The organism is Streptomyces sp. RK9 (genome assembly GCF_045070545.1).
GTDB lineage: Bacteria > Actinomycetota > Actinomycetes > Streptomycetales > Streptomycetaceae > Streptomyces > Streptomyces alboflavus.
Genome location: NZ_CP173703.1, coordinates 4,803,100 through 4,826,877, shown reverse-complemented (window position 1 = coordinate 4,826,877; position 23,778 = coordinate 4,803,100). Strand labels below are relative to the sequence as shown.

The window sequence follows — 23,778 nt, the reverse complement described above, 5'->3', positions numbered from 1 at the left end:
GCGGGCGACCTCCACGGGGACCGCCGTCCGGCAGGCGTGCCGTCCGGGCGCCCGCGCCGCTCGATTGGAGCGCCTGAGTCAGTGTGACGCAGGGCGACACTCAGCGGCGTGGACGGCCCGGGACCGTCATCGAGGTCGACGACCATTCGGCCCGGGGCCCCGCACGGCCGGTGTACCCGAGGGCCACGGCGTCGCGCGGCTCGCTCGGCCTGAGCTTGAGCCAGCCCCAGAGGCCCGCCGGATAGCCGTGCGACCACGGCTTGATCACAATGCCCTCGAGGCCCGCCGCCACGAGGTCCTCTTCCTACAGCCACGCGCGCGCCTGCGCCCCATCGCGCGTCATCGGGACGATGGCGCTGCAGATACGGACGCGGGCTGCAGGCATGGATGTCGCCTCGGCGATCACCGCAGCGTTGCAGTGGGTCACCGTTGGGTGTCCCAGGCGCTCGGCGGTCTCCGCTGATCAGGTCGGCGATGCGCTGACTGCGGAGAGCTCGGCGGTGCTCGGTGCCGCCCCTTGGCCGGGACCAGGACGACCTGCTCGGCCAGCCGCAGACCGCGCTCGTAGGTGCTCCCGGTGCCCGCGGTGACGCCAAGCTCGGCGGCGGCCTCGTGACGGTCCACCAGGTCCTGGTCATCAGCAGCCTCCGGCCGTGCTGGAGACGGGTGCCGCTGCGCGTGTGAGGGCGGCATGGTCGGCTCGGGCCCGGTTGAGGGCTGCGGCCTCGGTGGCCGCGTGACGGCGGTGCTGTGCACGCACCTGATCGAGCGGCGGCAGGGAATCGCCCGGAGCCGTGGTGGTCTCGGGGAAGGCCCGGCGGCTGCGGTCGCGCAGGACTTGGGTCTGCCGCTGCCAGGCCACCAAGCCGACCCGCCACGTCGTCAGAGCCAGTCGCTACCTCAAGACGCACGCCAGGGCGAAGCAGACCAATCTACTTCTCGGCATCCCCGGGCGACAGATGCTGCAAGGCAAGGGAGCGAAGGGCGTCCCGGGAACCATGCGTCATGCGCCCGATCACGCACGGCGCCACCAACAGAGACTTCGGGACCCTGAGGCAGCACGCGTAGTCGCTCAGTCCGTGGCCGTGGACCTCCAAGCAGCGGTGACGCACCCTTCCTCCCAGTGCCACCAGCCTTCCGCTGCACCATGTTCCAGAAGCTTGCGGATTCGCGGCAGGTTGGCCTCCGGCGGGACATCCAGCGCCACCATCCGGTACCGCTCGATGCTCTCACCCGTCGTGCCGAGCTTGTGGAAGATCTCCAGAACGCTCTGCCGGGCAGCAGCCGAACCGCCGTCCTTCAACACGATCAGCCGGATCGTGCAGTTCTCCGAAGCTTGGACCGTCTCCCCAGCCCAGCGGATGCCCTCATCGTCGATCTCAACCCGGATGATGTCGTCGCTGGCGACGCCACGGACGAACCACGGGGTGTTGTCCAGCCGGACGGTGCCGTCGCCAAGGTCTACGGCCCACAGGCTCTCGACGCTCGCCGGCGGCCAGCCGTCCTCGTCTATGTCCATCCGGAAGTGGACCTTCACGTGGTCGTCACTGATGTTCGTCACGACGCCATCATCCACGCCACATCCGCATGATCGGACATGGGAGTGCGGACGGAAGATGTCACCGGATCCGGATGGTGGAGCAGGTGAACGTCGTGTCCTGGAGCAGCGCCAGGGTGACGGTGATGCCAGCTAGCTCGTTGGCATCCCTTGGGCGGCGCGGCTGTCAGTGGTCTCTGTCAGGATGCCCTCGGTCAACATCAAGACCGGGAGACAACATGGGCACCTGGGACGTCGGCAGGCAGTCCGGACAATGCCGGGGTGATCTGCGGGGGCAGCGTCACGGTGATGTCCCGGCCCTGGATCACCGCGTGGAAGAACACACCGCCGCTGATCGTGTTCGTCACCGCAGAAGCCGAACTCTCGGACGGTTCCATCCCTCGCTCCCTCCGCGCGGACACGCTCATCGGGAGAAGACACGGTATGAGGTGGTGCGGTTCATACTGAAGGCCACGGCGAGAGAGGCGATCGACCTCGAGTACAGCAAGCTGGCCGACCGGCTGGGACCCAGACACCAGCCCCTGCCCCTGCCCCTCACCGACGAGCTCCCATCGGGCTGGGATGAGGCCGATCGCCGCGGGCCCCCCACCCAACCCGACCCGGCCGTCCTCAACGCCCTGTTGGTCGGCCCCGTCTTCGCCTGGCTGTATCTGCTGTCGGAGTCCCCGAGCGACTCCCTGCGCTGACCTCTGCACTCCTCGACGCGGCACTCGCCCTCGCCGGCTCCGGACCTCCCGCCGCCCCAGACGATTCCCGCGGTGAGCCAGTGACTTAAGCGCCGAGGTACTTCGCGTCGAAGCGGTCGAGCAGCGCGGGGTCGGCGTGGATATCGGCCAGCAGGCCGGGAACGGTCCCAGGCGGTGGCGAGGCCATGCTGTCGGCGACCTCGGCGAGCACGGTGGCCAGATCGGCGCGGAGCGATCCGCGGTCGGGCGCCACGGCCAGGAACTGGTCCGGCACGAGGACGTCGAAGATCATTTCCTGTTTGGTGGCGTGCCGCCGGTAGACCGCCCCCTTGCCCACGCCGTCAGCGCCCCCGGCGCCGGACCCGACGACTTCCCCGTGATACTCGACGCACTGAAGAAGTCCTACGACACCCGTAAGCAGCCCGCCATGACCCGGTTCCTGCCGGCGGTGCACTGGAAGTTGGGCGGCCTGCTCGGCTGGGACGGCCCCCGGGCGGGCCTGGACGGGCGGGTCGCCTCGCTCCACGACCGCCTGCCGAGCGACCTCGCCCGGGCCGCGGACCGCATGGCTCCCAGCACCGACCCGTTCGTCGAGGTCTTCCAGCTCGACAACGAAGCCGCCCGCGAACTGGCCAACAAGACCTGCCACGCCATCATGCACCTGGGCTGGGTATCGACCGGCGACGGCGGATTCGAACTGCGCATGGCGGCCCTGGTCAAACCCAACGGACTGTTCGGACGGCTCTACATGGCCTTCATCGCCCCGTTCCGCTGCCTACTCATCTACCCGGCACTGACCCGCCAATGGGAACGCGCCTGACAGGAACGCACCCGCCTGCTGGCCGTCACAGCGGCAGCGCCCTCGCCACGCGACTCCCCCGTGGTGGAATCGTTCATGTCCGGCCAACCACAGAGCAGGTCCGTCGACAACCCCTGCTGTCTCTTGTCGTCGAGAGCTTCGCCGGTGCCGCTTGCGGCTGGAAGGCAAGGGCTCTGCACAACGTCCAAGCAAGCCGACGCACCGGCGGCACCGGCTGTCATAACAGGCCAGCCACGGCCTCCTCAGGGACGACGACGCTAGCCTCCGGGCGAGCCGCGCTCGGGCGGAGCCAGAACGTGTCCGGCGGATCAAGAGTGAAGCCGGAGTCCGATCGAGGCGAGGCAAGGCGAGGGTGATGGTGCCGCTGATCGCCAGCAAGCTCCAGGTGCCGGCCGCCCTCCGACTGGATGGGGCGGCGGGTCGGCGCGGACCGTGCACTGCCCCCGCATGTCGCGCGTCCGTCTGCTCCGGCGCCCCGAACGGGGTGCCGGAGCAGACGGGTTCCCCTGGCCGGGCTGCTTGTGTGGCTACAGGGTGCGGGTCAGGTGGTCGGTGAGGAGCCGGGTGAAGCGGGTGGGGTCGGGCAGGTCGCCTCCTTCGGCGAGCAGTGCGCTGCCATAGATCAGCTCGGCGATCTCTGTCAACGCGGGGGCCTCTGCGTTTGCGTGGTGTGCGGTGCGCAGGGCGGTGATCAGGGGGTGTGTGGGGTTGAGTTCCAGGATCCGTTTGACGGTGGGGATCTGCTGGCCCATGGCCCGGTACATCTTTTCCAGGGTGGGTGTCACATCGTGGGCGTCGCCGACGATGCAGGCTGCCGAGGTCGTCAGGCGTGAGGAGAGGCGTACCTGCTTGACGTGGTCGGACAGGGTGGTGGTCAGCCAGGGCAGCAGTGCGGCGAAGTCCTGCTCGCGCCGGGCCTTGTCGGTCTCGTTCTCGCCGTCGGCGGTCTCGTCGAGGTCGACTTGGCCCTTGGCGATGGACTGCAGACGATGGCCGTCGAACGCGGGGACCTGGTCGACCCACACCTCGTCGATGGGGTCGGTGAGGATGAGCACCTCGTAGCCCTTGGCGGCGAAGGCTTCCATGTGCGGGGAGTTCTCCACCATGGCGCGGCTCTCGCCGGTCAGGTAGTAGATGGTGTCCTGGCCGTCTTTCATGCGCTCGACGTACTCGCGCAGCGTGGTGGTCTTGTCCGGGTCGTGGGTGGAGGCAGCCGAGACCAGCTCCAGCAGGGCCTCGGTGTTGTCCGGGTCTTCGAGCAGGCCTTCCTTCAGTGCCCGGCCGAACTGGGCCCAGACCTTGCTGTAGCGCTCGGTGTCCTTGGCCTGCATGTCCTTGATGGCGCCGAGTACCTTCTTGATCAGGCGTCGGCGTACACCTTGGATCTGGCGGTCGTGCTGGAGAAGCTCACGGGAGACGTTCAGCGACAGGTCGTGGGCGTCCACGACACCCTTGACGAAGCGCAGGTAGTGCGGCATGAGCGCTTCGCAGTCGTCCATGATGAACACCCGCTTGACGTACAGCTGCACGCCGGACTTGGACTCGCGGGAGTACAGGTCGAAGGGGGCCTGCGACGGGATGAACAGCAGCGCCTCGTATTCGAAGGTGCCTTCGGCACGCATGTGGATCGTCTCGGCCGGGGGCAGCCAGTCGTGGCTGATCTGCTGGTAGAACTCGTGGTATTCGCCCTCGCTCACCTCGCTGCGCGGCCGGGCCCACAGTGCCTTCATCGAGTTGAGCGTGTCGAGGTCGGTGGTGATCGCGCCGTCGGCGTCGGTCCGGTCGGTGGCCATGCGGATCGGCCAGCGGATGAAGTCCGAGTAGCGCTTGACGATCTGCCGGATCTTCGGTTCGGCGAGGTAGTCGGCGAGTCCGTCCTCGCTGTCGGCGGGCTTGAGGTGCAGGGTGACCGAGGTGCCGACGGGGAGGTCGTCGGCGGCCTGGACGGTGTAGGAGTTCTCGCCGTCGGACTCCCACTGGGTACCGGAGTCGGTGCCGGCCCGCCGGGTGCGCACGGTGACCTTGTCGGCGACCATGAACGCCGAGTAGAAGCCGACGCCGAACTGCCCGATCAGACTCTCCGCAGTGGCGGCGTCCTGGGACTCTTTGATCTTTTCCAGCAGGCTGGCGGTGCCGGACTTGGCGATGGTGCCGATCAGCTCCACGAGTTCGTCCCGGGTCATGCCGATGCCGTTGTCGCGGACGGTCAGGGTGCGGGCATCCTTGTCGACCTCCAGTGAGATGTGCAGGTCAGCGGTGCCGTTCTCGGTGAGGTCGGCGTCGGTCAGCGATGCCAGCCTCAGTTTGTCCAGGGCGTCGGAGGCGTTCGAGATCAGCTCGCGCAGGAAGATGTCCTTGTTCGAGTAGATCGAGTGGATCACCAGTCGGAGCAACTGGCGGGTCTCGGCCTGGAATTCCAGCGTCTCGACGCTGCTGGCCATGCTGGGTCCTTTCGACGGAAGGTCGGATACGGAGGGGACTCGGGCGCGAGGGGTGCCGTCGGCGTGACGCGCAGGCGGGGCGTACCGCGTCCGGATGATGACTTTGCGTGTGCGAGTCAGTCTTCGTCGGAGGCTGGCGTCGCGCGGTGGGCTTCGAGGGCGTTCAGTGAGTCGACGAGACCGGTGTGGCGGGCATCGAGGTAGGGACGCATGCCGAGCAGGGGTTCGATGAGTTCGACGGCGTCCGCGGCGCCGAGAGCGGTATGCAGGGCGGCCTGAGCTGAACGCGCTTCGGGCGCGAGGTGGGCGAGCGCGGTGATCTGTCCGGCGAAGCGGCGCAGGTCGGCGGCGTGGGCACGGGCCCAGGTGGCGGCGCTGCGGTCGGCCGCGCGGCGTTCGCGGGTGGCCTGTACACGCTGCTCTCCGGTGGTGCCGGCGGGGCCGGGGCGACCGCGGAGGTAGCGGCGCTCTGCCGCCTGACGGCTGGCGACACCGAGGGGGCGCGCCAAGTCGGCCCAGCTGGCACCTGCGTCGCGGGCGGTCTCGATCAGGCCGGTCTCCCAGCCGGCGAGCTGCTCACGCACCTGACGCAGCAGCATCAGGGAGGCCAGGGCCTGCTCGGGGCCGGGCCCAGCGGCGTCGGAGGGCTCGTTGTGGGCGTCGCGCAACGCGTCGTCCATGGCGGCCAGGGCTGCCGCGGCGGCCAAGAAGGACGTCGGGCTGTGGGCCTCGGTACGGGTCGCGGGCGGCTGGTCGGCTGCGGTCACAGGCACCTCCTTCAAAGGTCATCGACACGATGACACCACGATTGTCATCCATCCGATGACACGTTACAACAGTGCCAGTGCAGCGCATTGGCAGCAACCGCTCGAACCTGCTGGAGGTGTTTCACGATGTTGATGCGCACTGACCCCTTCCGTGAGATGGACCGGATCACGCAGCAGTTGATGGGCCCAGGCACCTGGTCGAAGCCGTCGGTGATGCCGATGGACGCCTACCGTGAGGGTGACGAGTACGTGGTGGCCTTCGATGTCCCCGGCGTTGCCGCCGACGCGATCGACATCGACGTCGAGCGGAACATGCTGACCGTCAAGGCCGAGCGACGACCGATGGCCAAGGCCGACGCCATCAAGATGGAGCTGTCCGAGCGGCCACTTGGCGCCTTCTCCCGCCAGATCGTGCTCGCCGACACCCTCGACACCGAACGCATCCAGGCCGACTACGAGGCCGGCGTCCTCACCTTGCGCATCCCGATCGCAGAACGGGCCAAGCCCCGCAAGGTCTCCATCAACGCCGGCTCCGGCCACAAGGAGATCTCCGGCTGACGCAGTCCGGAATCGGTGCGGAGGACGGCCACCTGATCCCTCCCCCTCCCCGTCCTCCGCACTCCCCTCTCCGTACCCCGTACGCAGCCCGACGCCCACGCAGGGGCGGCTGATGCCCTGGAGACGCGAGGCGTTCCCCGACCATGTGAAGGAACGAGGCGAATACGGCACCGCGGAGGAAGCCGAGCGTGCGGCGCGCGTGGTGCTGGCCCTGCTCGGCGGCCGCCCCCAGCCCACCTGACCAAGACCGGCAGCGCCGTGCCCGGCGCTGCCCTGCTCCCGAAAGGCATGTCCCGCAGTGATCACCGACGCGCGCATCACGCCCGAGCACCGGCAGCCCTGCTCGACGGCGTACGAGCAGATGCTGGAGAAGGTCCGATACGAAGGCGCCTACCCCACCCGTGAACGGGCCGAAGAAGCAGTCCGGGAGGTGCTCGCCGGACTCGGGCGCCAACTGACCGGCGACGAACGCGTCGACCTGGCCCGCTGCCTGCCCCTGGAGGCGGCCCGCGTGCTGACCACGCAGATCCCCGACACCCAGCCACTGACCGGCCGGGACTTCGTCAAGGGCCTCGCCACCCGCTCCGGCGCGTCCCTTGCCACCACCCGCTGGGACATCGGCTCCGTCTTCGCCGCCGTCACAGCCCATGCCGGCCCCCACCTGATCACCCGCATCCTCCGCCGGTTCCCCACCGGCTACGCCCTGCTCTTCGGCCAAGCCGACCTCACCCCCGCCGCATAGCCTCCGAGACACACCCCCGGGGGAATATCGGAAAGGCCGAACGCGGAAGAACACGAAGGCCCTGCTCCCTCCGGGGAACCGGAGGGAGCAGGGCCTTGTGGCGAGCTCAGCGGCCCCCGGGCCCGTGAAGCTCAGGCTGAGTCGGTGGTGTCGGCCTGGGGGCCCTTCTTGGCCCTGCCTGACGTCGAACGTCACGATCGACAGCTCTTCGGCCAGGTGGTGGGTAGGGGGTGCCGGGTGTATCGCGGCCGGGTGTATCGCGGGCGTATCGAAAAACTCATACGCCACCGCAACAGTCGCCGGTCTTGGGTGGAGGCACGGTCGGTCGTCGACCAGAAAGGGACCGTGATCATGGATTCGGATTCCGTGGGTGGTGTCGCCCGGCGGCGGCTGTTGGGGTGGGGCGGGCCAGCGGCCGCGGGGCTGGTGACAGTGGGAGCGCCGCTGGTGGGTACCCGGCCCGCCCGTGCCGATGGGGCCCCGGCCGGCTCCGGCATCCCGTCGGACGCCCGGCCCGGCGGCGCCTACGACCGGTACGTGGCGAAGCTGGCCGCCGAAGGCAGGTTCTCCGGTGTGGTGTTGCTGTCGCACCGGGGCCGGACGGTGCTGTCGCGCAGCTACGGCATGGCCGACAATGAGAAGGGGATCCCCAACGGCGAGAACACCGCGTTCAGCCTCAGCTCGGCGGGCAAGCCGTTCCATGCGGTGGCCATCCTGCAGCTGGCGCAGCGGGGCCAGCTGCAGCTGTCGGACACGGTGGGCACGCACCTGACGGGTTATGCGAAGAAGATCGCCGAGCAGGTCACCATCCACCACCTGCTCACCGGCACCTCCGGGATGAAAACCCCGGATGAGGACGTGCAACGCACATTCCAGAGCCGGAAGGAGGTGCACGAGTTCTACGAGCAGTGGGCCCGGCAGGCGACGCCGGAGGGACCCCCTGGCACACCCAGCAGCCACTCCGGCGCCGAGGTCGCCATTCCCGCGCAGATCATCGAAGCCGTGACCGGCCAGACCTACTGGGACTACGTCCAGGAGAACATTTTCAAGCGCTGCGGCATGACCGGTTCGGGGTTCTACACCAGGCCGCAGTGGCTCGCCGATCAGCACATCGCGCACCCGTACATGGCACTGGCCGACGGCAGCCACGTGGACGCGGTCCGCAATCTGGACAAGGGCAGCCCAGACCCGTGGGTCCTGGGCAAGAACCCGGGCCGCGCCTTCATCGACGCCCCTGGGGACGGCGGCTTCGCCACCGCGCCGGATCTGGTCCGGTTCGCGCGTGCGTTGGGCGACGGAACAGTGCTGGACCGGCACTACGCCGAACTGTTCACTGGACCCAAGATCCCCCTGGCCCCCGAAGGGAGCGGCCCAGCCCGCCGAGCAGCCCCGGCCGACGCGTCGTTCGGGTCCTACCAGATGCCGGTCAACCTCGTCAGCGGCCAGTGGGTGTGGAGCCGCGCCGGCGCCAACCCCGGCGTCGGCGCCAACTGGACCATCTACCCCGACACCGGCTGGGTCGGCGTCATCCTCACCAACCGCGACGGCGCGCCACTATGGGAGATCATCGAGGAGGAGACCCGCGCCGTCATCGGCCCGCGCCGGTCGGAGCGATGAGTTTTGCCGGGCTCGCAGGTCCTAAGGGGTGAATTCACCACACCGGAGAGAGCGCCGATGACTGAGGCCGACAAGGCACGGATCCCTGGCGTCGGCATCGTCGCCGTTCCCGTCAGCGAGCAGGACAGAGCCGTCGAGTTCTACGTCGGCGTCCTGGGGCTGGCCAAGCGGATGGATGTTCCGCTGGAGCAGAAACGTCCTCGTTATCGTCGAGTAGGAGCGTGTCATGACCGCACTGGACAAAGAGTTCACCGCGACGCTGCAGAAAAGCCCGAACAAGGGCGGCTGGACCTATGTGGTGATGCCCGGGTCAGCCGAATTCTTCGGCACCCGCGGGCTCGTAAGAATCCGAGGAACGATCGACGGTCACCCGTTCCAGAGTTCCTTCATGGCGCTGGGTGACGGTACGCACAAGCTGCCCGTCAAGGCCGACGTGCGCGAGTTGCTCGGAAAGGGCCCCGGTGACGAGGTCACCATCCACCTCGAGGCACGCATCAAGTGACACCGAAGCTGAGATGGCGCGCGGGCGGCTGGTTGTGCCGAACGCACAGCACCGCCCCAGCTCCCGCGCTCCGGCCACCATCGACACGCCACCGAGGAGGAGACGCTCCCCCACGCCATCGGCAAGGTCGCCGACGCGCACGGTGAGGCGATCGCCGAGCACTTGAGCGTCGAGGCCACCGTCCCCACCAAGCCCTTCCCTCCCATCACCACGGCCGAAGCACAGCGGGTAGCGTTCCGGCATGACCTCAGCGCCGCCCCGGTTTCCGCCGTACCCGATCCGCGGCGTGCACATCCTGCATCGAAAGCAGAACTGCTCACCGCACTTCGCAGAGACAGAGGTCGACTTCGAGCCCGCAGCCGACGGCTTCGTCTTCGAGACGGCCCGAGACCTGACGGTGCTGTATGAACCCGCCGAGGACCTTCCCCGCTTCTTCGCAGCCGCCGCTGCGGGGATCGAGGAACAACTCAGGCTGCCCGAGCACGCAATCATCACCGCCACCCGGGTCGTCCTGCGGCACGCCCGCGCCGATACCTCCCACGAACTCGCCTTCAGAATCGCGGGCTACCTCGCCGCGCGCAAAGCCGTGGAGTGCACGAAAGCACTGCGACATCGAGCTGCCCCCTGCCGCGACAGCGGAGCATGACGGCCACCACATACATGGGGGTGACCGGCACCGCTTCGGAGGACGCCCCGACGCTGTCGACACCTCCGCGGGGGACCCCTGCTCGACGTCACGCCAGCGGTGTGGGGACCGCGGCCGGGCCCAGGCCGGCCACGGGGCCGTCGGTCTTCTCCACGGGCGACCGGCTGCCGCACCCTTGCAGGGCGTCGGAGCAGGTGCGCTCGATCACGGAGACGACGACGGACGAGTGCCGGGTGGGCAGACGATGACAGCCCCGCTCGACGACCTGCAGTTCAGCGGTCGGGATCTGCTCGGCCAGGCGATGTGAGTGGACCGGCGGAACCGTGGGGTCCTCCTCCCCCACCAGGATGTGCACCGGGATCCGCCGCAAAGCCCCCAGCTCGGTGACCTCGTGACGCATCAGTGCCTTGAACCACCGCCCGGCGACATCCATCGGGGGCTGCGTGCTCAACCGCGCCTGCCACAGGTTGTGCAGGCGCAACGCCACACCGGGGGCGTGAATGCACAGGCCGGCCATGGCGTGGCGCAGCACGCCGACCAGCCGTGTCCGCAGCGGAAATCCGGCGGCAGCAAGGTCGAGGCCGCCGCTGCTGGTGGCCACGAGCAGGGCCGCGATCACTTTCTCCCCGAAGAGGCGGGGGCGGGACGCGGCCAGGGTGAGGACCGCGGCGCCTCCCATGGAGTGGCCGACGAGGACGACCGGGACGTCTCCGGGCGCGGTGGCGGCGATGACGGCCTGGATGTCGTCGGCCAGCAGCGACATCGACGGCCGTGCGGTGCCGGAGGTGGAACGGCCGTGTCCGCGCTGGTCGTAGCGCACGATGAGAGTGGACGGTCGGTTCAGCTGTTCCACGGTCTTGTCCCAGATGGCAGAGGTCGCCTGCCATCCGTGGGCCAGAACGATCACCAGGTCAGGGTTCTTCGGCCCGTGCAGGTAGAGAGCCAGACGCGCGCCGTCGGGCCGGGGCAGACCGACGAGGGTGCAAGGGGTCTCGGGCACGAACGTCTCCTTGAAAACGGACGGCAGCACGGCTGCCCCCGGGCCAGCAACAGCGACACAACACACCCTGCACGTCCACGCACGGCAGGACCTACCCGATCACGCCCCGCCACGAGCAGGAAGGCACACGAACAACAGACGCGGAAACACACACAACCGGTTGTGGAAAAACCCCGCAGCCATCCAACAGATCGGACAACCCACCACCCCACGCATCCATCTCTTGGTAGGGATTGGTCAGGAGAGGGCTGCTTCCGAGCCGGGGGCGCGGCGGCGAAACCCACCGGTCACCGGCAGAGTGGGTTCCGCGAGGAATTGGCGACAGGTGAAGAGGCGAGCCCAGCAGCAGACCGCCGGTTCGTACACTGCCAGGGTGGAAGACCAATTCGGGTTCGCCGGTCTTCACCCATCGTCCTCGTCAGCTCGCTGGGCTGTCGGCGGGTTCGTGTGGCGTACCACTGCACGAAACCGACGGGTCGGAGCAGTCGGCTGCTCCGACCGCGACCCGGCCCGTGTGGTTACGCGGACGCCGTCCGCAGGTCGACGACCGTGCGCAGCTTGCCGCTGCCCGCGGTGCGTTCGAGTGCGGTGCCGTCGACGATCTCGACCGTGCAGGTCAGCAGGTTCTCCTCGGTGACCGCCGTGCCCAGTTCCGGAATGGCCGTCAGGAACGCGGTGCGTGCTCGCTGCGGGTCTGTGGCGTACTCGCCTTCGAGTCGTACCGTCAGGAGCTCACCGGTGGTCTCGGTGCTCAGTACGAGTTGCAGTTCGCCGCGGTAGCCCAGCTGTTCCTGTGCGGTCTCCACGAAGCGGCGGTAGTTGTAGAAGTACGTGCCGATGCGCAGCACGTCGCCGTGGCGGCCGAGGAGTTCGATGCGGGGGGCGTGGCTGCCGCAAGGGCAGATGCCTTCCACGACGCGGCCGAGGTCGCCGATCTGGTAGCGCTCAAGGCGCTGGCCGGAGCGGGTGCGGCTGGTGAAGACCAGTCGGCCGGCCTCACCGGCCCGCACCGGTCGGTCCTCCTGTGGGTCCAGGATCTCCAGGGTGTGCAGTTCGGTCAGGACGTGGTGGACGGCTCCGTGGGCGTGGGTGCACTGGTAGCCGAGCGGTCCGAGGTCCGTACTGCCGTAGGAGGCGGAGCGGATCACTTCGACGCCGAAGGTGTCGTTGAGGGTGCGGCGCTGCTCGGTGGTGAAGTGTTCGCCGCCGTAGAAGACCTTGCGGATCCCGCCGTATGCGCGCAGCTTCTCGCTCTGGGAGTTGAAGAGCTGCCACAGGTAGGAGGGCATGCCGAGGATCGTGTCGGCGTGATGCGTGATGAGGGCCTCGGCGACCGCTGCGTGGTCGGTGCCCGCGGCCAGGGGGATCTGGGTGGCGTTCAGCCGCTCCAGGATGGAGAAGAAGCTGATGAACCCGCCGTACATGCCACCGCAGTAGAAGAGGTTGGCGGCCCGGTCGCGGGCCGGGTCGAACCCGGCAGCGAGCAGGCCGTGCGCGGCGGCCCGCATCTGGGTGTCGTAGTCGTGGTTGGTGAACACGGACAGGGCCGGGGTGCCGGTGGTGCCGCCGCTGCGGAAGTGCAGGTGGGCGTGTTCGGGGGCCAGCGTGGCCAGTTGCGCCTGGACTCCTGTCTTGTCCAGCAGGTCGCCGGTCGGTGGGGCGGGAGTGGGGGGCGCGGCGACGAGGTCGTCCAGGCACGCGGTGGCCTGGAAGGTGTCGTCGGTCTGGACGCTGACGCGGCGGCTGTAGCGCTGGAGCGCGTAGACGCCGTCATGCGGCTCGCCGTCGTAGCTGTCCAGCATCCCGCCGACCGGGGTGACGCGCAGCACGCCTGCCGTGAGCAGGGTGCGGGAGAGGCGGGCGATGTCGGCGCGGCTGCCGCCGACGGCGGCAGTCTGGAGGTAGCGGCGCATGGGCCGCAGGGTGGCGGTGATGTCGCGGGCGGGCAGCGGCTTGACCCAGATGCTGCGGTGCAGCGGCGACGCGGTGAGTGCGGGGCGGGTGTCGGCCAGGACCCGCCAGGTGCCGTCGTCGGCGGCGATGACCTTGGTCAGACCGAGGTGTTGTTCGAGGCGGGTGAGGAGTTCGGTGGTGGTGATCTCGGCCTGCTCGGCGGCGTCCAGGGACGGGGGTATGGCGGTGCCCACGACCGGCGGTACGGCGGCAGTGCCCGTCGACGGCGATGCGGCACCGGTGTCCAGCGCGGCAGCCGTCGCCTTCGCCAGGACGGGGGCGAAGGACGCCGCGAAGGCGAAGACCTCCTCGCTGTCCTCGGTGTCGAGGTACACCACCTGCGGGCTGGAGCACGCCTGCTGGTCCAGGCGGCAGACGTCCGCGGCGAGCGCCTCCAGGGTGGCCGGGTCCTGCCAGGCCACCCGGGTCAGGTAGGCGAAAGAGATCTTGTGGCCCCACTCGACCAACCGGCAGCCAGGAGGCGCGAGTTCGGCGGCACCCGCCACCGCGTCCTCGCCTCCCCACACGGCGATCACGTCGGCGGGCGCGCACATCAGGCGCAGCCACTCCCTGCGGCCGGAGGGGAAGCGCAGGGCGACGACGCGGCGGGCCAGCGCGCCGGTGGGGTCGGCGGCGGCCAGCTCGGCGAGCAGGCGCTGGGCGAGCAGCGTGTCACCGCTGCTGGTCTTCAGGACGTTGACGTTCCCGGTGAGCAGGCCCTCCACGACGCTCAGCGGGGCGACGGCCGCGGCGTTGCCGGGGGCGATGTGCACGAGCAGGCCGGCCGGGGCCCAGGCCTCGAAGACGGTCTCCCGGGCGTCGGGGCGGGTCAGTCGCTCGGGTCCGGTGCCGCCGAGCTCGCGGAGCAGCTTGCGTTCCAGGGCGGGGCGGGCGAGCGCGGCGGCCAGCTCGGTGAGGGTCTCTCCCATCTCCGTCGTGTCACCTGTGGCGTCGGCCAGTTGGGGGTGGAGGCGTTCCCGTACGGCGCTCGCGGGATCGCGCAGTGCGGCGCTGAGCGTGTCACAGGCGTTCAGCACGGTCTCCGTGGGCAGCGGCTCGGCCAGGGCCTCCTCGACCAGGGCCGGGAGGTCCGCCAGGCGGGCGGTGGCCTCGGTGTCGTCGATGAACTCGCCCTGCCAGTAATGGAGTGCGCGGTGCGTGGTGGCCGGGGGTGCTGCGAGGGTCACTGCGTGGGTCGCTTCCGTGGTCGTTGTCTCAGTACGTGCCATGCGTGTCGTCGCGGTGTTCATGCCTGTCCCTTCAGCAGCTCGGCTGCGGCCACCGCGCAGCTGCGGTTGCGGCTGACTCCGGCGCGCCCGTGGATGGTGAACCACGGTGTGGGCAGCGGGCAGTCGCACTCCTCGGCGGGGTGCAGCGAGGCGAGGTCACCCATGACGACGCTCTGTGCCGGCACGGAGGTGATGTACGGCGAGACCAGGTGCAGGAAGCCGCGCTCGCCGTACCCGAGCGGCCGCAGCGTGCGGGGATCGCGCACGGCGGCGCGGGACCACACGGGCACGTGCAGCCGGTGTCGGGCGCACTCGATGTAGGGCACGCAGTGTTCCACCGACCCGAAGGTGTCCCGGATCCGCTCCGGCTCGACACCGAGCAGTTCGGTCACGCGCGCGTAGAACTCGTCCTTCCCGATCTGCTGGTCGGCATGTCCCTTCCAGCCGCCGCCGAGCACGACCAGGGACCCTGGGGGCAGTTGGATCGGGGGCAGGCCCTGGGCGTGCATCCGTTCCAGGGTGAAGTGCAGGAACGCGGGGAAGCCGAGGATGCGCACGGGCAGGCCCTCCTCCGCGTATCGCCGCAGCGCCCTGATGCAGCCGTGCACGTCGAACTCGTGGCCCTGACCGGTGTGGCGCAGGGCGTGGGTGACGTCCTTGGCCGGGGCGAAGTCGCACAGGTAGTTGTCGGTGAAGGAGGTGCCGAGCTTCATGCTCGGGGCGGGTTCGTAGCTGTAGAGCAAGTAGTTGACGGGCTGGTCGGGGGTGATCCAGCCGTAGTGGTCGAAGATCCGGGCCACCATGCGCTGCGCGGAGCGGATGGTCCACTCGTCGAAGAACATCTGGGACTTCTGGCCGGTGGTGCCCGACGACGTCAGGTGCAGGAAGACGTCCTCGCGCGGGACCGAGAGCACCTCGTGCCGCTTGAAGAAGGTGGCGTGGACCAGCGGTGTGCGGATGTCCGCGCCGACCGTCGGTGCCGCGGCTTCCGGCGCGTCGGTGAGCAGCGAGCGGAAGAACGGCGAGCGTGCCGCGTGCCATTGGTTCGTCTCGGCCATGGCGGCCGCGAACAGGGCGTCGGTGTCGGGCCCTTGGGCGTACGGCTCGGCCAGGTCACAGAGTTGCTGGACGTGTGCGAGGGCCTCCGCGTCCGGGACGTGCACCGGGGCGAGGTGGGGGTTCACCGGAGCGCCCGGGGACGGCGGGGAGGCCGCGGTGTCCGGTGCGGCCGGAGAAGGGGTGTGGGTGTGGGTGTTCACAGGGCAACCTCGTGGCGGGGCAGGTATGTGGCGGCCCAGGCCGTCAGGTAGGCGTTCGCGTAAGGCCGGAGCGGCCCGCTGACGGCGATGGTCCGGAAGTCGATCTGGCGGCTGGTGCGGGAGAGCACGACGTAGTCGTGGAGCGTCTCGCCGATGCGGCGCATGGCCGGGTAGACGGCGCTGGGAACGAATCCCTGGTCCAGGAAGGCGGTCAGGCTCGCGGTGTCGGACAGCGGAAGGAGGGTCTCGACGTAGTCGGCGCCGGACCGGGAGACCGTTGCCATCAGGGGTTCCAGGGCGTGCGTGACCGCCGCCGGGTAGGGGTGCACGGCGATCAGGGCGCAGCTCCCGGCGACCGGGTCGAGGTCCACGTACGCCTCGAACGCGCCGTCCGGCGGCACCAGTACGGCGTTCGGGGCGTGCAGCGGGTAGTAGCGGCCGGCCGGGTCCGGGAAGAGCTCGAGGAAGCGGCGGCGTACGAAGCCGGGAGCGCTGACCACTTCCAGCGCCGCTGTCGGCGGCTGGGCCGGTCCGTCGGGGCCGACCAGGCCCGGGGTGTCCGAGTCCAGCACGGATCCGTGGGGGACGCCGGTGCTGGTCTCGGCGGCGGCGAGCAGCGGGCCGAGCGCCGCGGGTGCCCGGGAGACCCGCTCACGGTGGGCGAGCACGCCGTCGGCGAAGCGGGCGAACAGGCCGAGGCTCTCGCAGCCCGCCACCTCGGCGGCGTTGGGCAGCAGGCCGAGCGGTTTGAACCCGTTGCGGACCACGACCTGTTGGGGCCCTTCGGTGACCATCCGTACGGTGGCGTACACCGAGTCCAGACGGCCCGCGGCGAAGGCCGTGTCGCACACCGCTCCGGTCAGCTGTCCGGCGAGGCCGCCCCGGCGGCGGTCCGGGTGGACCGCCAGGCCGACGAGTTTGCCGATGCGGCTGCCCGGGTCGGTCTGTACGACGGCCGAGCCCGCGAGTTCGCCGGTGCCGGGCAGCCGTGCGGTGAGCCAGTGGGTGTGCGGGTCGGTGATCAGCCGGCGCATCACCGCCGGGTCGCTGCCCAGCGGCACGGGATAGCCGTGGCCGTACACGTCGAAGTACAACTGCCGCAGTTCCGCGATGTCCTGGAGCGCCGCGGGGGCGATGGCGGCGGTCATCGGAGGGCTCCCGGGGCGGCGGTGAGGGTGTCCGCGGGGACGGTCCGGGCGCTGGTCGCGCCGGGTTCGGGTGCTGTCGCGGGAGCGGCCTGAGGACCGGGGGCGCCGCTGTCCGGTGCCGTCGTGTCTCCGCGTCGGCCGAGCAGGAACAGGGCCGCCGCGACCGGCAGCAGGCCCGCGCCCTGCACCAGGCACAGCCAGCGCGCCTCCAGGTGGTCGCCGAGTACCCCGAAGAGCAGCGACGACAGGGGGAAGGTGGCGCCGAGCAGCGCCTGCATCACCGCGAAGAACCCAGGTTTGTCGGCGGCCGGGACAGACCGCTGGAAAAGAGCGACGAAGCGTACGCCGATCACGCCGACGCACCAGCCCGCCACGATCAGCGACACCAGCACCACCGCGGCGGTCGGCGCGAAACCCGGCGTCGCGAGGGCGAGCGCCATCAGGGCCAGGCACATCCCGCCGACCGTGGTCGGCGAGCCCGGCACGCGCCCTCCGGTGAAGGATCCCAGCAGGGTCCCCACGCCCAGGGCCGCCTCCAGGGCGGCGACGGTCGAGCCCCGTCCGTCCAGCACTGACCGGGTGTAGAGCGGCATCACGACGTACACGGCCGTGGTGAAGAGATTCGCGGCGGCGAAGCAGAACAGCGCGTGCCGGATGTGCGGCAGACCGGCGAGGACCTGGCGCAGTGTCCGGCGCTGCGGTGCCGCGCCCGGCGACATCTCCCCCGGGCTCTGGGAGGCGTCGGCGGTGACGGCCCGCGGGAAGCGGGTCAGTGTGACGAGCAGGGCCGCCGTGAGGTACGCGCCCGCGCATCCGGCGACGATGCCCGCCAGGTCCCAGGCGTCGACGAGCAGCGGGCCGAGGAGGCCGCCCGCGAGTCCGGCCAGGGACTGGGTGGACAGCTCGAAGCCGGTCGCTGCCTCGATGTCGGCGTCGTCGACCAGTTCGGGGACCGAGGTGGTCAGGCACGGGTCGAAGAGTGCCTGGCAGCCCGCGAGCAGCAGGGCCGCAGCGTAGACGACGGCGGTGGGCAGGTGGGCCGCGTAGGTCCAGACGGCGGTCGCGGTGGCGATCAGCCCGGCTGCTGCGGCGGCGCCCGCGAGGACCCCGCGGTGCGGGCAGCGGGCGATGATCCTGGCGACCAGCGGGACGAGGACGACCGCGGGGAGTGTACTGACGGCGAGGAACGCCCCTGAGGCGAAGCCGCGGTCGGTGTCGGTCGTTTGGCTGATCAGCCACCACACCACGCCGACCTGGAACATCCGGGCCGCCGTCTGGGTGAGGACCTGCGCGCTCCACACGGCCCCGAAGGCGGGGTTGCGCAAGACCACGGGCAGCCGCCCACGCGCGCCTGCGGCGGTCTGTTCATCGGAGGCGGTGCCGGTGTCCGGCGCGGTCATGAGCCCATCCGTTCGTCCAGGACACGGATCAGCTTGCCCGAGCGGGCGTTGACGGCCAGTTCGCCGTGGCGCACCCACGCCACCGACAGCGGGTGGATGTGCCCGGCTTCCACCGCCTCACCGAACAGCGGACGCTCCGTCAGCATTTCCTTGCGGATGGCGTCGGAGAGGTCGGAGCGTCCGGCATGTCCGGCAGGGTCGCTGTCGGACGCGAGGCGCAGCAGCAGGCCGTCGCGCCCGTCCCAGTGGCGCAGCACCATCTGTACGCCGGTGACGCGGCCGACCACGTCGGCTCTGCGGACGAGGTCCTGCACGTCCTGGGTGTAGAGCGAGACGGGTCCGACGCGCACGCCTTCCTGGGAGCGGCCGAGGATGCGGAAGTGCCCGGTGCCGGTGCCGGTCCACTCGGCGCGGTCGCCCGCGGGGTAGCGCAGGACGGGCATCAGGCGTCGGCGCAGGTCGCTCACCACGACCTTGCCCGGCACTCCGGCCTCAGTGATCGGCTCGTCGGTCTCCTCGTCGAGGATCTCCACGGTGGTGTACGGGGCGAAGGCCTGGTGGACGCGCGCGTCGGGGCCGGGCACGGCGCGGCCGAGCAGCCCCGCGTCGACGCTGGCGTACCCCACGGAGCCTGGTCGGGCGTGCGGGAACGCGCGCGCGAGCAGCGGTTCCTGGTCGGGGTAGAGGCTCTCGCCGCCGAAGAGCAGCAGTTCCACCTGCGGGAGTTGGCGGTCGGCGGTGACGAGGTGGTCGGCGAGGGCGCACAGCGTGGTGGGGGTGCCCGCGATCACCTCCACGTCGAACTGCTCCAGGGTGTGCACGGTCGACTCCAGGGGCGCGGCGCCGCCGATGGGCAGCCGCACGTTGGAAACGGGGCTGCGGTGCAGCGAGTCGAGGATGAAGGTGAAGCTGGCGTACAGCTCACCGGTGTAGAAGAGGTCGGCCACCCGGTGCCCGGGGCGCAGCCCGGAGTCCAGGAGTCCGGCGCCGAAGGCGGTGGTGAACTCCCGCCATTCCTCACGGGTGTAGAAGGAGAACTTCGGGGAGCCGGTCGTGCCGCCGCTCTTGAAGACCACCGCTTCATCGAGGGGGCCGGTCAGAAGTTGGTTGTCCCGGGGCGTATTGGCCTGCCAGAACCGGGTTTGCGGCACGACCGGAAGCTGCGTCAGATCCGTGACACGGTCCGGAAGTTGCGCGTAGAGCTCCGCGTAGAACGGGGATTGGCGGCGCACGAAACGTATGAGTTCCGTCAATGGTTGAACGGGCATCAATTCCTGCTTTACGGCATACGAAGGCGGCGAATCCCCTTGTGGGAGAGATCGCCTGGCGTGGTTGGGTGGCGTCCGTCTGCCGGGGCCGGCCCGGAGCTTGTGTCACGGGCGGCCCGCCGGTGTCACGGACTGCGCACAGAAGATTACCGCATGGCGAATGTGCCGAATTCCCACATGCGTTCCCACCGCACGCCGTCGACGCCTTCCGGCCATCTTGCGCGAGCAATTACACGCCCGGACCGGCTGGTTCTCCCGCTTCCGGCTTTTGAGTGCCCGTCAGCCGGGTGCTGTGATTCGGCTGGAAACCGGCTGGTGCGGCGGCGACTTGCCGACACGGTTCACCCGCCGTATGTCCCGGCCCGTCGCGTGGGCCGCGCTGTGTCCTACCCGAGGAAGCAGGGTGATGCCTCAGGCCGCGCAGCTGATGTCGGTGAGGTACCTGTAGCGGCCCCTTACTCCCCAGGTCCGCGACCTGCTCCACTCACGCATCGGCCAACGCCTGAACATCAGCGTCCGGCAGGGCGCGTACCAGCGCGGCCACTGACGGACATTCAGGCTCCGGTGTTGCACGATCCGCTGACGCGGCCCGGAACACACCTGGAGCCGGTACAGCGGAGGAGTTCCCACACGCGCGCACCGGCCTCCGGAGCTCGGACGCCGCAGGAGATACCGGGCGCCATTCCGCCGCCGCACCGTGCGGTAGGCCGCCTCGATACGCTCCAGATTTCCCCTTCGAAGGCCCTCACCTGCCCCCCAGCCAAGCCTTCAGCGTGCGGTCGGCCACCGTCACCGACCGCACCCCCCTGACACGAGCTGTCACTGCGCGTCAGGCAATGAAGCATCGGGGTTCAGGCACTCCACCCCGGCACCGCATAGGCCGACCTGTGTCAGACCCAGCGTGCAGCGATTCCGAAGTGGCAACACAGGCGTATCAAGCCTTCTTTCGAAGCCCGCCTAGCACCAAGGCGCGGACGCTGTGCCGTGGGTCCTTGCTGAGACGGTCCACAAGTTCCGTGATTGCTGGTTGGACGTCGGGCCCTGAGTGAGTGGTCACCGCTTCGGCCAGGGTGCGGCGCACTCGGACGCTCGGGTCTGCGGCCAGACGCGCCAAGGTGTCGGCGAAGCGTTGAGGGTGCTGCATACACAGCACTGCGCTGAGCTGTCGGGCAGAGATATGGCTGTTGTCGGCCAGAGCACGGGGATCGATGTCCGCCGTGGCTTCGCGTGGGAGGCGGTTGAGTGCCAGGGCTGCTTCCTGGACGTCTATGGCCTCGTCGCTGCGCAGGAGTTCAACTGCCTGGTCTTTGACCCATTCCTGCTCGTCGGCTGTTGTCGCTGAGGCAGCGGCAAGGCGTAGGCCATGGCCGCGCAGCGATGCGGATCCCAGGTTGATCTTTAGTGTGCTGAGCGGGTGGGGTTGGCCCGTGAACTCGTCGTCGAGTCGGCTTCCGTCGAACTCGCCCAGGACGAAGGGCTGACTCGCACGGAAGGTGGTGCGCTTGGCCTCTGGTTCCTGGTCGACGACGAGATTGTGGGCGCCGATCAATGCGTCCTGCCGGTTGGACGCCAGCTCTCGTCTATCACTTGCCACTGTAAGGAGCTTATCCAGGCAGGCGTGCCGTTCATCGGAGGCGAGGTGACAGACCATGGCCGAGTCAGGAACCATCGCGCTGCCCAGGGACATAGAGTTGGGATCCGGCTCGGGCCGGGCCAGGAGGCGGTCGCGTGCCGTCCTGGCTCGCTCCTGCACCTCGGGATGGTCAGGGTTGACCGCAGCCTGGATCACGTTGGACAGGTAGTGTCCCTGCCTTGCCAGCTCGTCGGCCCGTGTGCGCAGGGTACTCTGCTCATCACCGCTCAGCGGGCTGCAGGAGACGGTGCCGGCAGCCGCGCTGTCACTCTGCGGCCAAGCACCCAGCAGACGCAGCGTCTGGTCCCTGACGAGAACTTTCAGAGCCTTGTCAGTGTGGACGTCGGCAAGATCGAACAACCTGGTCAGGGCGCGCATCGCGAGCTCGGGGTGTGCTATGGCGATGGCCACGCAGGCAGCCGCGTGCGCGTCGTCGGTGTGGCGGTACTGATTGGGTTCGCGGGGGACGTCCAGGCCGAGCAGGTCCAGCAGGGCTGCGGCCTGTTCATGTGTGCTGCGCGAGGCAAGCGCGCAGGCGCTCTTCGCAGCCTGACTGGCCAGGGACCGCGTAGGTGAATCAACGAGTTCGCCGGCCCTGCCACGTACGGCCAGGTCCAGCATCTCGTCGAACAGCTCGCGGGCTGCCGCATCCTCGCCCAGGTCGTACTGTGCCGCAATCAGGACCGCACGTGAGCGCAGGGTCCACCAGGGCTGGCGCGCGCCGGGCACCAGGGGAAGCAGCGCATCTCCCATGTTCTTGGCGAGCTGTTCGAGCTTCTCGGTGCTTCCGGCGCGCTGGTAGTAGGCCGCCGCCAAATCGGGTTCGTTGTTGTCGCGGTAGAGGTCGCCGAGGAACGTCACGGCTTCGTTCTCGTCCGCCCAGCTCCCGGTGACCACGCTGTCTGTCAGCCAGCGGCGAGCCGTCAGGACAGCCTCGGTGGGCTTGTCCCGGACCAGTGCCGACATCGCTTGTGCTCTCGGGTCCCGGATGCGATCTAGCAAGCGGCCGGAGCCTGTCGTGCGCAGCGCCTGCGCGAGGCGGTGTTCGTCGTCGATCTCTATCGTCCACGGTCCGTACTTCGCGTTGGCCGCGCGGATGGCGTAGAGCCAGTCGGCGGCCTCTTCGGCAAGTCCCGCGTGGATGCCGTCCTGGACGGCGTCCCTCCAGTTCTCCAGGGCTTCCTCCGCCCGGCCTTCGAGGGCGCAGCGTCGCGCCTCGCGCGCGCTGACAAGCGCTGCGTGCCGGCCCTTCATCTGGTGCCGTCTGGCCTCGCGGAGCAGGTCCTGCCGTGGTGCGCTGTCGTATTCGGCTCGCAGCAGGCGCAGGCGCACCACGATGTCCTGCATCTGCTCCGTTACTGGCTGTTCTTTGGCCTGTGCGAGGGCGACGTCGATGAGGCCGTCGAGTTCCACGAGCGTGTGGGGCTCGGTCGCGAGCCGGTACTCGGCGAGCATGAGCACCAAAAGCGGCCGATACTCAGGGGCATCTGTTGCGCCGACCCCTTCCAGGGCGGGTGCCAGGTGGCTCATGACCAGAGGGTGGGCGATGTCCCGGGCAGCCGCGTTAAGGAGGGCTGCATGACGTGCCGTGGCCGACGCCTGTGGTGTGCGGGAGCCGGTCCCGTCCCGAGCGAACTGTTCGAGCTGGTGGGCCAGGATCCTTGCCTGGTCGCTGTCTCCGTGGTGCAGTGCGGCTGCCGCGAGTTCGGCCGCCAAGTCGGCTGCCTCGTCGAACAAACCGCCCTCTTGGAGAGCCTCGAGCTGCTTCTTCCGCAAGACAGTGGCGTGCCCGCGGAACCCGGCATCGTGCAGCCGGTTCGCCAGATCGCCGTAGAGCGTGGCTGATTCGGCCGGTGCCTCGGCCCTCCTGCTGTCCGCGGCACGCAGCATCGGTGCCACGTCGTCGGTGTTGAGAGGCCCGACGAGGATCCTCTCGGCCTGCTCCTGCCGGTCGGGCGGCGGTGTCGGCACTCCTGGCAGCGGGGCGCCCGTGCAGAAGTCGGCCGCTGTCTCGCGCGTCCAGAACTGGGCGACGATGTCGCCGCAGTAGCGCAGGTGCTGGTTGATCTGCTCGGCCCCCCACAGATCCACGTCAAGATCAGGATATTGGAGCTGGAGCGCGGCCAGCTCGTCGGCCAGCTGCGTGGCCTCGGTGGAGGCGGAGGTCGCCACGATCAGGCGGCCAGCATCGAAGGGACGCCGTCCGACCGCGAACTTCGCGACCGCCTTGCGCAAGTCCCCGGCGGTGAACGCCGCGTAATCCTTGCACTGGACGACGGTGAAGTCACCCGTCGGCTCCCGACCGGCCAGGTCGATACCGTGCTGTGCTTGCCCCTGAACCCCGTAGCGCCGAAAGCGGATGTCCCGCAGGCCCAGAACACGGCGTGACAGGGCGAGCATCAGCTTTTCGAAGCGATCCCAACCGAGATGCAAGCCCAGGTCCTCCCCCGGCGGCGTACGACCCGGGGAACCGGCAGGAGGAGGAGTACGCAGGTTCGGATCTCCCGCACACGGCGCCCAGACGTCCGCGGCCGGGCGGTCGCCGCCAGCC

Annotated in this window: 20 protein-coding genes and 1 pseudogene; 9 read left to right on the top strand and 12 right to left on the bottom strand. The window is 69.5% G+C overall.

The window, feature by feature from the left end:
- The first annotated feature begins 507 nt into the window (after window positions 1-507).
- Window positions 508-684: a hypothetical protein gene (locus AB6L24_RS19970; protein ID WP_405656938.1), complete on the top strand. Its 177-nt coding sequence runs from the start codon at window positions 508-510 to the stop codon at window positions 682-684.
- Window positions 685-1,072: 388 nt separating this feature from the next.
- On the opposite strand, the gene AB6L24_RS19965 is transcribed toward AB6L24_RS19970, so the two are convergent.
- Both AB6L24_RS19965 and AB6L24_RS19960 read right to left on the bottom strand, forming a co-directional pair.
- Window positions 1,073-1,561, bottom strand: a complete 489-nt coding sequence (locus AB6L24_RS19965; RefSeq protein WP_405656936.1) for a DUF4265 domain-containing protein — start codon at window positions 1,559-1,561, stop codon at window positions 1,073-1,075.
- A 197-nt stretch (window positions 1,562-1,758) separates the two neighbouring features.
- Window positions 1,759-1,935, bottom strand: coding sequence for a hypothetical protein (locus AB6L24_RS19960; RefSeq protein WP_405656934.1), 177 nt, complete (start codon window positions 1,933-1,935; stop codon window positions 1,759-1,761).
- 54 nt (window positions 1,936-1,989) lie between these two features.
- Here AB6L24_RS19960 and AB6L24_RS19955 point away from each other — a divergent pair, with 54 nt between their 5' ends.
- On the top strand, window positions 1,990-2,244 hold the full coding sequence (locus tag AB6L24_RS19955; RefSeq protein WP_405656933.1) for a hypothetical protein: 255 nt from the start codon (window positions 1,990-1,992) through the stop codon (window positions 2,242-2,244).
- 85 nt (window positions 2,245-2,329) lie between these two features.
- Here AB6L24_RS19955 and AB6L24_RS19950 read toward each other — a convergent pair whose 3' ends face one another.
- Window positions 2,330-2,536, bottom strand: a complete 207-nt coding sequence (locus tag AB6L24_RS19950) for a TetR-like C-terminal domain-containing protein (protein WP_405656932.1) — start codon at window positions 2,534-2,536, stop codon at window positions 2,330-2,332.
- Window positions 2,537-2,620: 84 nt separating this feature from the next.
- On the opposite strand from AB6L24_RS19950, the gene AB6L24_RS19945 reads away from it, so the two are divergent.
- Entirely contained in the window at window positions 2,621-3,064 is a 444-nt protein-coding gene (locus tag AB6L24_RS19945; RefSeq protein WP_405656931.1) for a DUF2867 domain-containing protein, read from the top strand.
- 527 nt (window positions 3,065-3,591) lie between these two features.
- Here the strand turns inward: AB6L24_RS19945 and htpG are convergent.
- Both htpG and AB6L24_RS19935 read right to left on the bottom strand, forming a co-directional pair.
- Complete coding sequence (gene htpG, locus AB6L24_RS19940; RefSeq protein ID WP_405656930.1) at window positions 3,592-5,505, bottom strand: molecular chaperone HtpG; 1,914 nt, start codon at window positions 5,503-5,505, stop codon at window positions 3,592-3,594.
- A 116-nt stretch (window positions 5,506-5,621) separates the two neighbouring features.
- A complete protein-coding gene (locus AB6L24_RS19935; protein WP_405656928.1) occupies window positions 5,622-6,272 on the bottom strand; it encodes a type III effector protein in 651 nt (216 codons plus the stop codon).
- 126 nt (window positions 6,273-6,398) lie between these two features.
- Between AB6L24_RS19935 and AB6L24_RS19930 the strand changes: the two genes are divergently transcribed.
- The 6 genes and pseudogenes from AB6L24_RS19930 (at window position 6,399) to AB6L24_RS19905 (ending at window position 10,337) form a co-directional block, all read left to right on the top strand.
- Window positions 6,399-6,830 (top strand): Hsp20/alpha crystallin family protein, encoded by a 432-nt coding sequence (locus AB6L24_RS19930; RefSeq protein WP_405656927.1) that lies wholly within the window; start codon window positions 6,399-6,401, stop codon window positions 6,828-6,830.
- A 112-nt stretch (window positions 6,831-6,942) separates the two neighbouring features.
- Window positions 6,943-7,050 (top strand): annotated as a pseudogene (locus AB6L24_RS19925) (DUF2267 domain-containing protein); the annotation flags it as partial.
- Window positions 7,051-7,128: 78 nt separating this feature from the next.
- Window positions 7,129-7,572: a DUF2267 domain-containing protein gene (locus tag AB6L24_RS19920; RefSeq protein ID WP_405656926.1), complete on the top strand. Its 444-nt coding sequence runs from the start codon at window positions 7,129-7,131 to the stop codon at window positions 7,570-7,572.
- Window positions 7,573-7,923: 351 nt separating this feature from the next.
- On the top strand, window positions 7,924-9,189 hold the full coding sequence (locus tag AB6L24_RS19915) for a serine hydrolase domain-containing protein (protein WP_405656925.1): 1,266 nt from the start codon (window positions 7,924-7,926) through the stop codon (window positions 9,187-9,189).
- 226 nt (window positions 9,190-9,415) lie between these two features.
- The gene (locus AB6L24_RS19910) at window positions 9,416-9,691 is read left to right on the top strand and encodes a DUF1905 domain-containing protein (protein ID WP_405656924.1); all 276 of its coding nucleotides are present in this window, start codon (window positions 9,416-9,418) and stop codon (window positions 9,689-9,691) included.
- A 241-nt stretch (window positions 9,692-9,932) separates the two neighbouring features.
- The gene (locus AB6L24_RS19905; protein WP_405656923.1) at window positions 9,933-10,337 is read left to right on the top strand and encodes a hypothetical protein; all 405 of its coding nucleotides are present in this window, start codon (window positions 9,933-9,935) and stop codon (window positions 10,335-10,337) included.
- Between the two features lie 88 nt (window positions 10,338-10,425).
- Here AB6L24_RS19905 and AB6L24_RS19900 read toward each other — a convergent pair whose 3' ends face one another.
- The 7 genes from AB6L24_RS19900 to AB6L24_RS19870 form a co-directional block, all read right to left on the bottom strand.
- Complete coding sequence (locus AB6L24_RS19900; protein WP_405656922.1) at window positions 10,426-11,337, bottom strand: alpha/beta fold hydrolase; 912 nt, start codon at window positions 11,335-11,337, stop codon at window positions 10,426-10,428.
- Between the two features lie 518 nt (window positions 11,338-11,855).
- The gene (locus tag AB6L24_RS19895) at window positions 11,856-14,477 is read right to left on the bottom strand and encodes an acyl-CoA reductase (RefSeq protein ID WP_405656920.1); all 2,622 of its coding nucleotides are present in this window, start codon (window positions 14,475-14,477) and stop codon (window positions 11,856-11,858) included.
- 59 nt (window positions 14,478-14,536) lie between these two features.
- The gene (locus AB6L24_RS19890) at window positions 14,537-15,703 is read right to left on the bottom strand and encodes an acyl-protein synthase (RefSeq protein ID WP_405657236.1); all 1,167 of its coding nucleotides are present in this window, start codon (window positions 15,701-15,703) and stop codon (window positions 14,537-14,539) included.
- Window positions 15,704-15,774: 71 nt separating this feature from the next.
- Window positions 15,775-16,926 carry a GNAT family N-acetyltransferase gene (locus AB6L24_RS19885; RefSeq protein WP_405656919.1) on the bottom strand — a complete coding sequence of 384 codons (1,152 nt, stop codon included), beginning with the start codon at window positions 16,924-16,926 and terminating at the stop codon, window positions 15,775-15,777.
- Entirely contained in the window at window positions 16,923-18,326 is a 1,404-nt protein-coding gene (locus AB6L24_RS19880) for an MFS transporter (RefSeq protein ID WP_405656918.1), read from the bottom strand. Before AB6L24_RS19880 ends, AB6L24_RS19885 begins: the two co-directional genes overlap by 4 nt.
- A complete protein-coding gene (locus AB6L24_RS19875) occupies window positions 18,323-19,477 on the bottom strand; it encodes an AMP-binding protein (protein ID WP_405656917.1) in 1,155 nt (384 codons plus the stop codon). Before AB6L24_RS19875 ends, AB6L24_RS19880 begins: the two co-directional genes overlap by 4 nt.
- A 1,051-nt stretch (window positions 19,478-20,528) precedes the next feature.
- A complete protein-coding gene (locus AB6L24_RS19870) occupies window positions 20,529-23,660 on the bottom strand; it encodes a hypothetical protein (protein WP_405657243.1) in 3,132 nt (1,043 codons plus the stop codon).
- Between the last annotated feature and the right edge of the window lie 118 nt (window positions 23,661-23,778).